The organism is Haloferula luteola, assembly GCF_014201715.1.
GTDB lineage: Bacteria > Verrucomicrobiota > Verrucomicrobiia > Verrucomicrobiales > Akkermansiaceae > Haloferula > Haloferula luteola.
The window spans coordinates 67,592-81,624 of the sequence record NZ_JACHFD010000004.1 but is presented as its reverse complement, the minus strand read 5'-3'; the positions used below and the strand labels follow the sequence as shown (position 1 = coordinate 81,624).

Below are 14,033 nucleotides of genomic sequence, written 5' to 3'. Positions count from 1 at the left end.
GAGTGTTCGGGTGAAGAAGCAAAACCGACTCCGTGGGGGGCTGGGTCGGGAGGAACGGAGCCCGGACGGAATTCGACCGGGCTCAGGGGAGCGGAATCAGCCCTTGCCAATGACAAAGGGCGCAAAGCCGTGGGCCTTCAGGGCCTCCAGCGGAAGAATCGATCTTCCATCAAACACGAAGGCGGGCTTGAACATCAAATCGTAGATCTTCGGCAGATCGAGGGTTCGGAACTCATCCCATTCGGTCAGGGTCGCCATGGCGTGCGCCTGATCGCAGGCCGCGTAGGCATCGGGGGCGATCTCGACGTTTCGGTCGAACAGTTCACTGGAGATGCCCCCATAAGCGAGGTCCGCCTTCATGGTCGCGGGGTCCACCTTGGGATCGTAAATCGCGAGACGCGCCCCTTCGAGAAGGAGGTCCCGACAAACCGCAATGGCCGCGGACTCCCGGGTGTCGTTGGTGTCCTTCTTGAATGCGAAACCAAGAATCGCGATCTTCTTTCCGGTGACGGTATTGAAGAGCGTCCGCACCATCTTCTCCACAAAACGGGATTTCTGCCAGTCGTTGATGTGAATCACCTGGCGCCAGTATTCCGCGACCTCCGGAAGACCGAAGGATTCGCAAAGGTAGGTCAGGTTGAGGACGTCCTTTTGGAAACAGGACCCACCAAATCCGACCGAGGCCTTGAGGAACTTGGGCCCAATCCGCGAGTCGGTGCCGATCGCATTCGCCACTTCATTGACATCCGCTCCGGTCGCTTCACACAGTGCCGAGATCGAGTTGATCGAAGAAATCCGCTGCGCCAGGAAGGCGTTGGCGACGAGCTTGGAAAGCTCGGAAGACCACAGATTGGTGGTGATGATGCGTTCGCGGGGAACCCAGTGAGCGTAGACCGAAACCAGTGCTTCGACGGCAGCGTCGCCATCGGGAGTGGTTTCGCCACCGATCAAAATCCGGTCGGGAGCATTGAGATCCTCCATGGCGGTGCCTTCGGCGAGGAACTCCGGATTGGACAGCACCTGGAAGCTCGCCGTTTCCTTGGAATTCGCAGCGAGGATGGTCTTGATCGCTTCCGCGGTCTTCACCGGGATCGTTGACTTCTCAACGATGATCTTCGGCCCTTCCGCCACTTCGGCAATCAACCGGGCCGCCGACTCAATGTAGCGGAGGTCGGCGGCGCGACCGGCACCAATGCCATAGGACTTGGTCGGCGTCCCCACGGAGACAAAGATCAAATCCGACTTTTGGATCGCGGACTTAGGGTCTGTGGTGAAATGAAGATTGCGACCCCGGGCTTCCTTGACCACCTCATCGAGACCCGGTTCGTACACGGGAAGAACCTCCGAATTCCAGGCATCGATCCGGGCTTGGTTCAGGTCGACGACTGTGACCTGAATGTCAGGGCACTTGGCAGCGATCATCGCCATGGTCGGCCCGCCGACATAACCGGCACCGAGGCAGCAAATAGATTTCACCGGGGAAAAAGGGCTGGTGTTCGTGGTGTTCATGAATCGGTCAGAGATTGAGAAATTGTGTGTTAGAAATGAGCGGCATGTCATCGATTTCAACAAGTTCCATCGACGCTACCGCCTTTGGTCGATCTCCCTCATAATGAGAAAGAAACCTTGGTTAAAGAAGTTCAGATTTATGTTTAAATCCGCTGATAATTAGCGTGTAACGCTGAAACCGGGAGAATCTCAAGCAAATGCAGTCATCACGGAAATTTCCAAGAATGAGGGGGGCGAACTCGAGGTGCATCTTAGGGGGTGGGCAATGACGGCGATGTTTCAGGGAAACTCTCTTCCTGATTTCCAAACCCTGCCAGGAGAGGAACCAAATCTTGCGCGAGTTGGTGCCAATGCAGCAGGCGACCGATTCGTTCGACAAGCACTGGATGGGCGGCCTCCTCCAGAGCCGGCAAACGCTCAAGCACTTCCCTCCCGGTCTTGAAACCCGGGACCAGGCTCTCCTGGATCAAACCGGAGGCAAGGCGCCTCAGCGAAAGCTCCGCTCGATAGTAAGTACCTCGAGAACTTGGAACGACGACAGTCTCCACCGCTTTGGTTCGCTCCAAGAGCTTCAAGCCGGTCGAGGCGCTGGCTTTGCTCAAGCCCGAGCGCTCAACGATCTCCGTGAAACTCAACGGCTCGTCGCTGAGAAAAAGAGTCTGATAAATCAGCGCCGTCGACCTCGGCATGCCCAAGGTATCGGCCATGCGGCAAAAATACTCGGCGATCAATGCGACAGCATCCAGTGCGGATGAAGATGGAGATGTCGATTCAGGCAACGCCGAGAAAAAAGCAAAGTGCGTGCCGAAGGTTCAAGACATTCCGAACAAAATGAACGAAATGTCACTCCCGGAGGATCGAATCTCCATTCAACCGCCCTTCAGCTGGGGTGCTGGCCGCCCAAACGCCTCCGAATCATCGATAAAGCCACTCTTCAAAACCGCAGCCATCAAGAGACTAAAAGGCGCTATCTTTCTCTCTCACGGAGCAGCCAACTCGACCATCCGAAGGTAGCCAACAAGCGAGATGTCACGCCTCACTCGTCGCCCGCTTCTTCCGCTTGCGGTTCTTCTTGCGAGGCGTGTCGTCGTCATCCGAGCCGTAGGCCCCGTAGCCTCCGTAGGAACCGTAACCATAGCTACCAGTACTCCCATACTTTCCATACTTGTAGTAGCCGTAGGAGTAGTTCTCGCCGATTAAGCGGCGCTTCTCGGAAAAGCCGTTAAAAATTGCTCCAGATGGAGGGGTGCCGCCCTCCTCTAAAACCTCCAACACCCGACGAACCGCGCCTTTGGGCGTGTAGTTGGCACGAATCACCAGGCACAGATTGTCCACCTGCGGGGCAATGATCCGAGTATCAGGAACCGCCAGCACCGGAGCGGTATCAAGCACCACCACATCAAAATACTGAGTGGCCTGCGCGAGCAGTTTCTCCAACCGAATCCCGCTGAGCAATTCCCCAGGATTGGGCGCACGCACCCCAGAAAGCACCACATGGAGATTTTCCACCCCAGGAAGTGGAAATGCCGCCTCTTCCAGCGTCGTCTGGCCGGCAAGAATCTCCGTGACGCCCTTGCCGTTGTGATCTCTTTTCAATCCCAGTGTCTTATGAACGGCTGGCTTCCGCAGGTCCGCATCAATCAGCAGCACCTTCTTCCCCTGACCAGCCGCCGCCAGGGCGAAGTTCACCGAGGTCGTCGTCTTCCCTTCACCTGGAAGCGAGCTCGTAAACGCCGTGACCTTGCGTTTTTTCTCGTCGCCCAACAAAGTGATCGAAGCACGCAAAACTCGATACATTTCGGCGAAACTTGTCTCCGAAAGGTGGCGGCGGAATGCAAGTACTGGATCCCACTCATCCTCATAACTTGGTGAAGGTATCCCTGTCTTCTTTTCCTGTTTAGAAACAATTCCCTCAAGTACGCCTTCCTTCATTTGGGAAATCGAACCCAAAACCGTCTTCGAGGTCTCGGACTCCACTTGTGCTACCGTGTGAAATTTGTTGTCCAGACGAGTCAAAATCAATGCGATCATCAACCCCCCCCCTACGCCAACAACCATCCCTGCAGCCAATACTAGCACCGGTTTGGGTGACACAGGGAGTTCAGGTAAAGTAGCCAGACTGTCGACATCAATCTCCGACTCTACAGCCTGCTGATTGATACCACTCTCCTGCATGCGAGTCAGCATGCTATTGAAGACAGAGGTCTGACTCTCGATTTCATTCTCCAGCACACTGCTGCGAGCGATCAACAATCGACGAGCCGTCTGCAATCGCTCATTCGGGTCACCTTGAGCTTGATCCCATTCGTCGTGAGTGCTTTGCCAATAATCCTTGTCGGCTTGGGCGTTCCGCACGGAATCAAATTCGGAAAGGAAGCGCTTTTGGAAAGTCTCCAATTCGCTTTGAGCCGCCATCATCTTAGGGTGCTTCGGCAAGTATCGCCGCGAAAGCTCTAGAGCAACCGCCTCTTTCTCCTCCAAACTCTTTAGCGTATCCAAAACACCTTGATAGTTGGCCAAGGCATTCTGAGCCTTCTGAAGACGCCCACGAGCAGCCTCCGATTCCTTAACCAAGATATCAAAGGAAGAGGTACGACCTTCAGCTCGATCACCTGTCAATTCGCGGTTGAACTCCAATGCGATTGCATTTGCCAAAGCTTGGGCAACTTCAGGAGATTGATGAGTTACCGTAACATCCAACAAGCGCGTATCACGCTTCGGAGACACTTCGACCCAAAGAGAGATCTTTTTCCATAGCTTGTCCGGTAACGGCACCTCGTCGGCGCCTTCCTCGTCAGGTCCACCAACCCAGTTTTCAGCCCATGTAGGTAGCCAATGAACAGGCGGAGGAATCAAACCAGGTAGCTGGCGAATCGAATCGTCAGCAGCAATACGCTTCAACAATTCTGGGCGCTTGATGCGTTGAGCGACGGTATTGAGCGCCTCGTCCGTCCTCAGATCGATTTCTTCAACCTGATCTTTGCTGTTCATCACAGCCCCAGTGCTCTGCTTCACCAGAATGCGAGAACTGGCCTCGTACTTTTTCGGCGCCTTCGACAGAAAGTAGAGAGCTGCGAGAATCCCGAAGACGAGACCTAGCGCAATCCAATACCACCGACCTAGTAGGTCGATTATGAGGCGCCTAAGTCGCTCTTGCTGAGCAACTGAATGACGCTCAAACACATCTTCATCTTCAAATTCCAGAGAATCTTCGTGGGAGCGGATGGAACGGCGGGGCATGGCAGAAGGGTGAGGTAGATCCTCGCGGTGGAGGGGATGGAGAAAGTGGGTAAAAATCTCCGATCAGGGAATCGTCGACAGGGATTCGGGGACAAAAATGTTAGAAAATCCGCTCAGCCACCGTGATGATATCATCGGGCTGGAGCCAGTAGGGCTTGCCCCCACTTTGGGAATATTCTCGAAAATCGATCACGACAATCTGCCCCTTGCGGTTGACGCTCACCTTTTTTGGGTTGGCAAGCTCGGTCAGTCCACCCGCCATTGCGACGGCCGTGACAAGATCCAAGCGTCCGTCAACGGGAAAGGGCACTGCGCCCGGCTTACCCACCCGGCCCAGCACGGTCACAAAACGTCGCACAAAGCGGCTTTCCTGAACCACCACGCGATCCCCGGGAGACAAGCGAGTCCGACCGGCGGATCCTTGAATGGCCGAAAGGGAAAAGCTGGTCGACCCTCCATTGGAACGCACAAGTTGGATGTTGTTCACGTCCGCCTCGGGTGTCACCCCTCCAGCGGAAGCAATAGCCGATCCCAAATCCAAGTGGCCCGTTTGGGGGATGCTGATTTGACCCGGGTTCTTCACTTGCCCAATGACCGAAATGAACTCGGTGGTGTACTCATCGACTGAGAGCGTCACCTTGGGATCGACAAGATAGTCCTTGGCGTAGCGTTCCTTAATTTCCGCGGACGCTTCCACCACACTCAGGCCCCCAATCTTGACGGCGCCAATGAGCGGAAAGGAAGCTTGTCCGGTCTTGAGGATTCGGACTTGGGTCCCCAACTCGGGCTCTTCGTAAACCGAGAGAGTCACCATGTCATTGGGTCTCAGAACGTAACTATCGTCTTGAGATTCTTGGGCAAGCGCAGTTCCTGGAGCCATCAAGCCGCTAAGAACGATCAAGATGAGAAGAGCAAAATGGCGGCATGAAGCGATCATGGGAGAAAATTGGCTGAAATTCATATCGTAGACGGCATGAGGGGAATTGGCATTTAACCGCACTAAAAGCGCCAATTGAAGCCCATGCCCGTTTGGAATCCATCCCAAGACAATGCCGTCGTGTTTCCTTTAAGATCTTGATAACGTGTGGCGAAGCGCAAATCCGCGGAATCTCCAAAGAGAGGCCAAGTCAACGACGCATCGTAAGTCATCAGGTCAAAATCCTGACTCGAAATGGCGCCTCCACCTGAAAGCCGCTCAGTGGATCGAGTGGTGAGACTGACCCCGAGATCCAAAGTCAGTCGTCGGATCTTCCGTTTGTATCCGAGTCGAATCGCCGAAATTTCATCAATCGCTCCGGCGATGTTAGGATTTACATTGGTATCTTGGAAAAGGGTCAGGTTCGCATTCCAGAGCTCGGAGGCTTCGTAGTGGAGCGTCACCGCAGTGTTGAAAGTTGAATCTCCCCCGCTAGGGTCTATCTGGAAATCCATACCAAACACCGAACGCAGTGACACCTTGCTCGAGAGCTGGTAATTGAGATTCAAGTTCGGCCCCCAAGCCGAAACATCAGGCCGATTTTCCCCCGTCCGATAGGAATATCGAAGTCCGGGACCAATCTCCGTCAGCGGGGAAAATTTCCAAAGGCCTGCAACTCCTAAATTGTAGGAGCTGGTATCGGCATATCCCTTTGTGTCTGAGAAGGTACTGTTTTGATTGAAAGTCGAGACGATCGAGGTCTTTGGACTCAACTCGTAGCGAAACGACGCCTTGTTGATGTAGATCACTTTTTCAATCGGCGTCGTCCGGGAAGAATAGATGTCGGTCGCCTTTCCTCCCCCAATGGAGGTAAAGTAGGAAGCCGTCACCTTCCCTCCCGTGTAGCCGACAAAACCAGCGAGATCATAATTCAGACCACTGAAATCGCTATGATCGAAATACTCATCATACGATACCGCGGCGCGAGCGCCTGCCAACCAACGCGTACCAACGGTGGCGTAAGTAAAGTCGACCCCTGGCGAAATGACGAAGTCGTCTTCGGCGGCACGGCCTGGAGTGTCCGAGCCGTGGGTCAGGTTGGAGTCGTAGCTTGAGGAGAAGCTGGCGGAAAGAGAGATACCTTGCTCATCTTCTCCCAGTTTGCCCGAGATCCGACTGATGGATGAGGCGCGGGAGTAGCCGCTCGGAGCGGAAGGGAGGCTGAGAAGAAGGTTCTGCGCCTGAAGATGAGGGGAGAGCAAACACAGATAACCCATTGCTGCGATCTTCCCTAGCGGCCGGTATGCCAACCCGCGCGACGAACTCGAAATTCTCTTTCCTTCAAACATGGTCTCTCCACTCAAAAATTGCACTCCCTAGGCAGACCCACGGGCTGCGACGGTGATTCAGTTCCCGCAGCAGCCCGTGAGCAATGCTTAACTTGCAACATTTCCGAGATCAATGTCCCGGAAACCCCGGATCAGGCGACCCGGCGGCGGCGCATGAGACCGAGAGCTGCCACGCCGCAAAGAAGGGCGGTGCCAGGCTCGGGAACCACGGCGATGTTGTCAAAGATGAGCGCGTTGGCGCTGGTGCCTAGAGCTTCCGAAGCATCCGGAGTGTGCGTCAGGACCAACGAACCAAAATCACCGCTCACGCTGGCGGCCACTTCACCGATTTCGATGGAACCCACTCCGCTGGCGGCTGAGCCATAGGAGAACTTCACCGCATCATCGAGGAAGGTGATGAACAGGACGTAACCCGAGTTGACATCAACGGTCACGGATCCGGTTCCACCCACCACACTGAGGTCCCACAGGTTCACATCGCCCACGGTCGGGGTGATGCTCAGCATGCCAAGGGTTGCCGTCGTGCTGTCGGTGACCGCGATCGAGAACGAATCGCGAGTGGTGTAGGGGTCACTGGTGTTGTCTAGGATCCCGAAGTTCATGCTCAGGGAGTAGCCCGACATGGTTCCCGCTGCCGAAAGATCTCCGGTGATGGAGGTCGTGGCATGAGGAGCCTGGTTGACACGCAGAGTGCCCAAGTAGCCGGTGCCGGTGGCGACGCCACCAACAATGGAGGCATCGGCCACGTAGGCCATCGGAGCTTCGGCCCCGAACGGGGTGGGGTTGGCGATGTCTTGGCTCCAGCCGCTGATGTCGCTGGAGAAGAAGGCATCCGAGACTTCCGAGTTGAAGTCATAAAGAACCGCAGCATTCAGGGACGAGGCACCAAGCGCCAGGGCCGGAAGGCAGAGAAGGAGAGAGGGCTTCATAAGAAAGGTAGGACGGAGTTGAGAGAGAGTAAGGGTGAGGTCTCAATGCCGGAGAAATCTCCGCATCAAGGACTGACTTCGCCGGGATCGACGACGTTGATGACGGTGGTGTCGGTCGGGATCGGAAGTTCCGAGGCCGGCACTTCGGTCGGAGGCACCGTCGGATTTTCCACGACTGGCGTTCCACCGCCCGTCGGAGTGGTGGTCACTTCCTTGGTCACGGTGGTGACGGTGAAAGTGCCGCTGCCGGGCGAGGTTTCTTCGACCAGGATTTCCACCTGCTCGAGGATGATCTCACCAGTGGTCTTCTTGGTTTCGACTTGCGTCTTGTAGGTGACGGTGCCGTCTCCGTTGTCTTCGGAGAAGGTGACCGTGGCAACCACGTTCCCTTCGGTGTCCGTCGTCTGGACGATCTTGGTATCGGTTCCGATGGTCACGAAACCGGAGATCGCCGCAGGAGCGGCGGCGGTGAGAGCCGCAAATCCCATGAGGGCGACGGCTTGGGTGATTCGAGTCTTCATATGGTTCAGGATTGGCTCGGTTTGGCTTTCTGCACGCAGTGCATGACGGCGGAAGCAGCAGCCGGGCCAAACCCTAGAAACTATACGTACCACAGCAAGAGTTTTTATAATTCAAAATTGCCTCTTGGAGACAAGTGCTGAGTTTTCCGGTGCGCTTTTCATGTGCTTGGATGCCTCCCCGGGAGGATGGAAAATCGATGCCATTCTCCATTCCCTATGAAGCCACTCCCTTCCCATCTCTCTGGTTATGTGAGGATTGCAAAACGGCATGGATCGTTGCGACGAACTCGTCCGCGACGGCTCCGAACCCTTGAGATGACACGGATTTCCCGCCACCCGCAGGCCCCTTGGAAGGGGGTGACATTTTTGCCCCGCACGAATTATGAAGGCCTTCTTAGGGATCGGCAGGAAGCCCATCCAGGCCCGAGAGCTCCCCGCCACCCGCATCAACTCGACAAGTCGTTCTTTTTCTGAGACTCATCTCTTTCGAGACAAGTCCTCACCGTGCCAGGGCAAGATGATGGAGTATCAAAATCGGCATCCGGTGGGGTGGGGAAGCCAACCATCGGCCCCTCGATGATGAATCTCCTCAATTCACTGACTTTAGGAGACTTGGCATTTTTTCTAACCCATCCATAAGAATTCCACCGAATTCCCGACGGGGACAGGCCCCAACCTGCCGGGCGAGCGAGTCCGACGCCTGCACCTGCGGATTCCGCCAAAATCTCTGGCGCCGAAACGCTTAGTGGGTCCGCAGGGCACCGATGCTCTCTTTCCCCGCCAAGCCCACCGACGCCCTCCAATGACCGTGGAGAGCGCCCGAGCCGGGAGAGTTCAAAATTTCGGAGGACCGAAACGAACTCAGACTTCAAACAGCGAAGTGACCGATTGTCCGCCCGCAATGCGGCGAATCGCCTCGGCCAAAAGCGACGCAATGCTGCACACGTGGACCTTCTCGCCGGTCGCTTGGGGCACGGAGTCGGTGGTGATCACCTGCTCGATGGCCGAGTCCTTGATGCGCTGACGCCCCAACTCGCCCAACACCGCGTGAGAAACCCCGGCAAAGATCCGCTTGGCACCGTGCTGGTGCAGGATTTCCGCCGCGGCGCACAGAGTCCCCGCCGTTTCGGTCATGTCGTCCACCAGCATGACATCCCGCCCGCGAACCTCGCCGATGACGTTCATCGCCTCGACCTTGGTGGCACTGACGCGGTGCTTGGCCACGATGGCCAGTTCCGCACCGATGGCATCCGCATAAGCCCGAGCCATCTTGACCCCACCGACGTCGGGAGAAACCACGGTCAGCCCGGACGGGTCGCCCACTTTCTCCCGGATGTAGCCGATGAGCGCTGGCTTGGCATAGAGATGGTCGACCGGAATATCGAAGAAGCCTTGGATCTGCGGCGCGTGAAGATCCATGGTGAGCACCCGATCGACCCCAGCGGAAGTGAGCAGGTTGGCCACCAGCTTGGCGGTGATCGGAACCCGCGGTTGATCTTTCCGGTCCTGCCGTGCGTAGCCAAAGAACGGCATGACGGCGGTGATCCGGCCGGCCGAGGCTCGCCGCGCCGCATCCACCATGATCAACAGCTCCATGATGTTGTGATTGGTCGGCGGACAACTCGGCTGGATGATGAAGATGTCGGCGCCGCGGATGTTTTCGTTGATCTTCACGAACGTTTCACCATCCGGGAAAGCGGTGACATGGACATTGGCGAGCCGGGTTCCCAGTTCCTGGGAAATGCTGTCGGCGAGGGCACGGTGGGCGGTTCCGCTGATGAGCTTCATGGAAGGTAGTGGGCGCAGGGTCTTGGGGCTGCGCGATTGTTGACAGCTTGGAAGGGGTCGGCAACCCTCCATCCGGACACGCCATGGAAAAGCCCCATTTTCAGCAACCTCCCTCGAGCCCGTTCCGGTGGGTCGATGCCGTGGGCCCGGCCCTCGCCGGACTGGTGGTTTTGATCTTCTACGGATGGATTCCGGCCTTCGGCCCCGGTCATGAGCAGTCGCCCTTGGTTTGGCTGCAATCGACTTGGAATAGCCAGAATGACTTCGAGCACGGGTTCCTGGTGCCCTTGATCATGGTGGGACTCCTGGTGTGGCAAGGGAAGAAGCTCCGTCAATCGGTTCAGCCGGGGTCCTGGCTCGGGGCGGCGGTGGCGATGATCGGGGTGGGATTTTTCGTGCTTTCCTGGCGGACCGGGCAAGCCCGCCTGGCGATTGGCGGTCTGCCGATGATCCTCTGGGGATCGGCTTGGTTTCTCTATGGCTGGCGTGTGGCCGTGCTCACCTTTTTCCCGCTCTTCCTGCTCTGGCTGGCCATTCCGGTGCCTCAATTCCAGCAGGCGACCACCAAACTGCAGATTCTCTCCACCCATCTGGCATCGACCGGATGCCGCTGGCTGGGCATCGAAACCGAAGTCCGGGGGACTCAAATCGCTTCGCTGACCCAGAAATGGGATCCGCTGGAAATCGACGACGGCTGCAGCGGCATCCGATCGCTGATGGCCCTGATCCTGATTTCGAGTGTGTGGGCCTACATTTCGAAGATGCCCTTGTGGAAGAAGGCCATTCTTTGCCTCTCGGCCTTTCCCCTGGCGATCATTGGCAACACGCTGCGGCTGACCTCGATCTTCATGATCGCCGAGTATGGGGACCCTCATTTCGCCATTCACACCTGGCACGATTGGGCCGGGTTGGTGATTTTCTACCCGATCTCCTTGATTCTCCTCCTCGGCCTTCACGCTTTGCTTGAGGGAGGGAAGCCTCTTTACCGCTGGTTCCGCCCGAAATCGCGCCGGGTGGTGCGCAAACAAGTCCAGATGACCGAATCATGAAGCGGGCACTCCTTCTCACCGCGCTCCTCGCTGCGGGCCTCTCCACCATCTTCTTTCTCCCCGACTTCAAGGAAGTCGACAGCGCCATGAGCCTGAATGTGCCCGAACACCTCGGGCTATGGGACCTCGAGGGCTACCCGCCCTCAGAGAAAGAACTGGCCATCCTGGCCAAGGACACTCGCTTCGCCAAAGCTCACTGCCGACTGCCTCGCCAGGAAGAGTTTTCTTACATCACCGGACGGTCGCCCTATGACTTTGCCGATCTCTCGGTGGTGATGTCAGGATACGACCTCGCGAACTCCATCCACCGTCCGGAACGCTGCATGCCGACGCAGGGCCACCGCTCGTTGGTGAGTTCCACCTCCACGCTGGAGCTCGCCCATGGCGGCTCGATTCCGGTCACCCGCTTGCTCTCGAAACAGGACCAGGCGATCGAAACGCCCGAGGGCCGGAAAGTCATCACCCACAACTGCCTGACCTATTACTTCTTTGTGGGACATTCGAGCATCACCGAAAGCCACACCGAGCGCACGCTGATCGACATTCGCGACCGCGTGATCAAGGGCGAGGCTCAGGGTTGGGCCTACGTGACGGCCACGATGCCCTACAGCCTGGAGAGCGAGCTTCCGATGGGTTCCCCGCTTCTTCCCTTGCCCGATGCGGACAAAAAAATCCGCCAGCTCCTTGCGGAACTGGCGGAGGAAAACATCCAGTGGGCGAACATCCAGGGCTGAGCCTCAGTCCCCATCGACTGGAACCGGGCGACTCCAACCCGAGGGAGCAATCGCGGCGGACTCAAGGAATCCATCGAGCTCGCCAATTTGCTTCTCCAACCCGGGAAGGTCCTTGTGGAGCGCCCAACGGGGTCCCAACACCTGAGCTTCTTCGAGCAAGTCCTTGGCCGCTTCCAGCCGAGCTCTCGCTCGCTCCGGTTGGCGCGAGTTCCAATCTCTCACCGCCGCCTCATACAAATGGTGCGCGTAGTAGAATCGAGACTGAAACACCGTCTCCAATCGCCCCGTGAGTTTCACGCCCTGCTCGAAACTCTGCTCGGCTTCGTCATTCTTCTGAAGCACGGAAAGCGCATTCGCCTGATCGAGGAAGAGCGCGGCATTTTTCGGGTGGAGTTGCGTCGCCTTCTCAAAGGTGGCCTCTGCGGCACGATAGTCCGCCCACCGCTGTTCTGAGGTCGCCGTTTCGTCGCTCGCCAGTTTTCGCAAAGCGACTCCCTTCATCTGCAGCAGTCTCCAGCTCGGCCACCACTCCATGGCCTCATCCATCCGCTCGAACCCTTTTCGTGGCGATTCCGAGATCCATGGCGGTTTGGCGTAAAGGGCCGGCCACAAAGCCGCCAGGGCCAGGCTTCCGAGAACACCGAAATACAACAATCCCAACCCACCCGCCACACTGACCAGGCGTCCTGGCAAAAGCCGGATCGCACTCCCCTTTTCCGGCCGCAGACCCCGCAATCCTCCCAGCCCCAACCACAACCCGAGCAGCAACACCGAAGGAAGCAGGTGAAAGACAAAACTGAAATTCGACTGCACCAGCATGCCTCCGAGGGCACTCAGCACCCCCAATCCGACGGCTCCGTAGGTTTCCTCGACCCCCTCGCCTTCTTCTCCCAACACCAAGCCCACCATCCGGAAACAAACCAACACAGCAAGCGCGCCACCGACCAAGCCGAAGCCAAGCCATCCATAGTCCGCGGTCAACTGGAGGGCTTCATTGTGAACAAATGGCTCATTCTCCAGTGCCACTCCGATCCCCTTCAGACTCCAATGCTGATTCCGCTCCCAAGCAAACGCCCGGCTGCCTCCACCCTCGAGAGGATGCTCCTTGATCACGGCCATTGCGACCTCATACCAACTGAGCCGATCGTTGTTTTTGAATGTCTGGTTAAGATTGGATGAGGTCATTTGGCCTCCTTCGGTTCCCCTCAGCGACGCCCAGGCTAACAGAAGCACGATCAATCCCAGGACCGGGCTCACGATGGCGGCGACCACCACCCCCCGCTGCTTTCGCCTCCACGCCATCAGTCCGGTTCCCAAAAAGAACAGGAAACAGGCGGCGATCAAACCCAGCAGACCCCCGCGCGACCCAGAAAGCGGCACCAGCACGATCGTCGAGATCACCGCCACCGCATACAGCACCTTCTCCCAGCGACGATCGTCCGAGAAAAAGATGCGTGGCGCACAAAAGAACGCCGCCCCAACCAAGAAATTCGAGAAGTAGTTGTAGTGCCCAAAGAACCCACTCGGATTCGGATAAGGGCGGGCCCCATAGGGCCAGGCAAACTCAGGACGCATCCATTGCACGAGCGCCACCACGCCATTCGCCAGCACCAGGAAGCTCAAGCCCACCGGCAAAGCCCGAAAGGCAGACCGTCGAGGATCCAGCCGAGACCCCAGCCAAGCCATCCCCAGCATTCCCACCACCAGCAGGCCATCCTGGAGGGCTTCCTCACGGACTGGCGATCGCACCGCTACCCAGCCCAACCACAAGACCGCCGCCGCCACCAGGCCCCCTAGGATCGGTGAATAACGCCACGCAGGCCGCACCCCACAAGCCCCCAAAACCCCCAGGCTCAAAGTCACCAACGCCGGACCCCAGCTCCAGGCCACGGTTTGGGGGCCCCATAGGACCGCCATGGCAAGGGTCGCGAGAATGGCAACAACCAGCATTTTCATGACGCGATGGTGCCAAAACGAATTCAGCCCGCAACCCCCGAC

The 14,033-nt window shown here is 57.3% G+C and carries 11 protein-coding genes; 2 read left to right on the top strand and 9 right to left on the bottom strand.

The window, feature by feature from the left end; translation table 11 throughout:
- Window positions 1-96: 96 nt before the first annotated feature.
- The 8 genes from HNR46_RS05115 to HNR46_RS05080 all read right to left on the bottom strand — a co-directional run bounded on the left by HNR46_RS05115 (window position 97) and on the right by HNR46_RS05080 (window position 10,252).
- Window positions 97-1,509, bottom strand: a complete 1,413-nt coding sequence (locus tag HNR46_RS05115) for a UDP-glucose 6-dehydrogenase (protein WP_184016454.1) — start codon at window positions 1,507-1,509, stop codon at window positions 97-99.
- A gap of 251 nt (window positions 1,510-1,760) precedes the next feature.
- Complete coding sequence (locus tag HNR46_RS05110) at window positions 1,761-2,216, bottom strand: GbsR/MarR family transcriptional regulator (protein ID WP_184016452.1); 456 nt, start codon at window positions 2,214-2,216, stop codon at window positions 1,761-1,763.
- A 322-nt stretch (window positions 2,217-2,538) separates the two neighbouring features.
- Window positions 2,539-4,749, bottom strand: a complete 2,211-nt coding sequence (locus HNR46_RS05105) for a polysaccharide biosynthesis tyrosine autokinase (protein WP_184016450.1) — start codon at window positions 4,747-4,749, stop codon at window positions 2,539-2,541.
- Window positions 4,750-4,849: 100 nt separating this feature from the next.
- Window positions 4,850-5,686, bottom strand: a complete 837-nt coding sequence (locus HNR46_RS05100; protein ID WP_184016448.1) for a polysaccharide biosynthesis/export family protein — start codon at window positions 5,684-5,686, stop codon at window positions 4,850-4,852.
- Between the two features lie 62 nt (window positions 5,687-5,748).
- Window positions 5,749-6,942 carry a TonB-dependent receptor gene (locus tag HNR46_RS05095; protein ID WP_184016446.1) on the bottom strand — a complete coding sequence of 398 codons (1,194 nt, stop codon included), beginning with the start codon at window positions 6,940-6,942 and terminating at the stop codon, window positions 5,749-5,751.
- 203 nt (window positions 6,943-7,145) lie between these two features.
- Complete coding sequence (locus HNR46_RS05090) at window positions 7,146-7,943, bottom strand: PEP-CTERM sorting domain-containing protein (protein ID WP_184016444.1); 798 nt, start codon at window positions 7,941-7,943, stop codon at window positions 7,146-7,148.
- A gap of 65 nt (window positions 7,944-8,008) precedes the next feature.
- A complete protein-coding gene (locus HNR46_RS05085; RefSeq protein WP_184016442.1) occupies window positions 8,009-8,464 on the bottom strand; it encodes a hypothetical protein in 456 nt (151 codons plus the stop codon).
- A gap of 861 nt (window positions 8,465-9,325) precedes the next feature.
- The gene (locus tag HNR46_RS05080) at window positions 9,326-10,252 is read right to left on the bottom strand and encodes a ribose-phosphate diphosphokinase (RefSeq protein ID WP_184016440.1); all 927 of its coding nucleotides are present in this window, start codon (window positions 10,250-10,252) and stop codon (window positions 9,326-9,328) included.
- 83 nt (window positions 10,253-10,335) lie between these two features.
- On the opposite strand from HNR46_RS05080, the gene HNR46_RS05075 reads away from it, so the two are divergent.
- Window positions 10,336-11,301, top strand: a complete 966-nt coding sequence (locus tag HNR46_RS05075) for an exosortase/archaeosortase family protein (RefSeq protein ID WP_184016438.1) — start codon at window positions 10,336-10,338, stop codon at window positions 11,299-11,301.
- Window positions 11,298-12,035 carry an exosortase-associated EpsI family protein gene (locus HNR46_RS05070; RefSeq protein ID WP_184016436.1) on the top strand — a complete coding sequence of 246 codons (738 nt, stop codon included), beginning with the start codon at window positions 11,298-11,300 and terminating at the stop codon, window positions 12,033-12,035. The genes HNR46_RS05075 and HNR46_RS05070 overlap by 4 nt, the downstream gene beginning before the upstream one ends.
- A gap of 3 nt (window positions 12,036-12,038) precedes the next feature.
- Here the strand turns inward: HNR46_RS05070 and HNR46_RS05065 are convergent, their stop codons facing one another.
- Window positions 12,039-13,991, bottom strand: coding sequence for an O-antigen ligase family protein (locus HNR46_RS05065; RefSeq protein WP_184016434.1), 1,953 nt, complete (start codon window positions 13,989-13,991; stop codon window positions 12,039-12,041).
- Window positions 13,992-14,033: the final 42 nt, after the last annotated feature.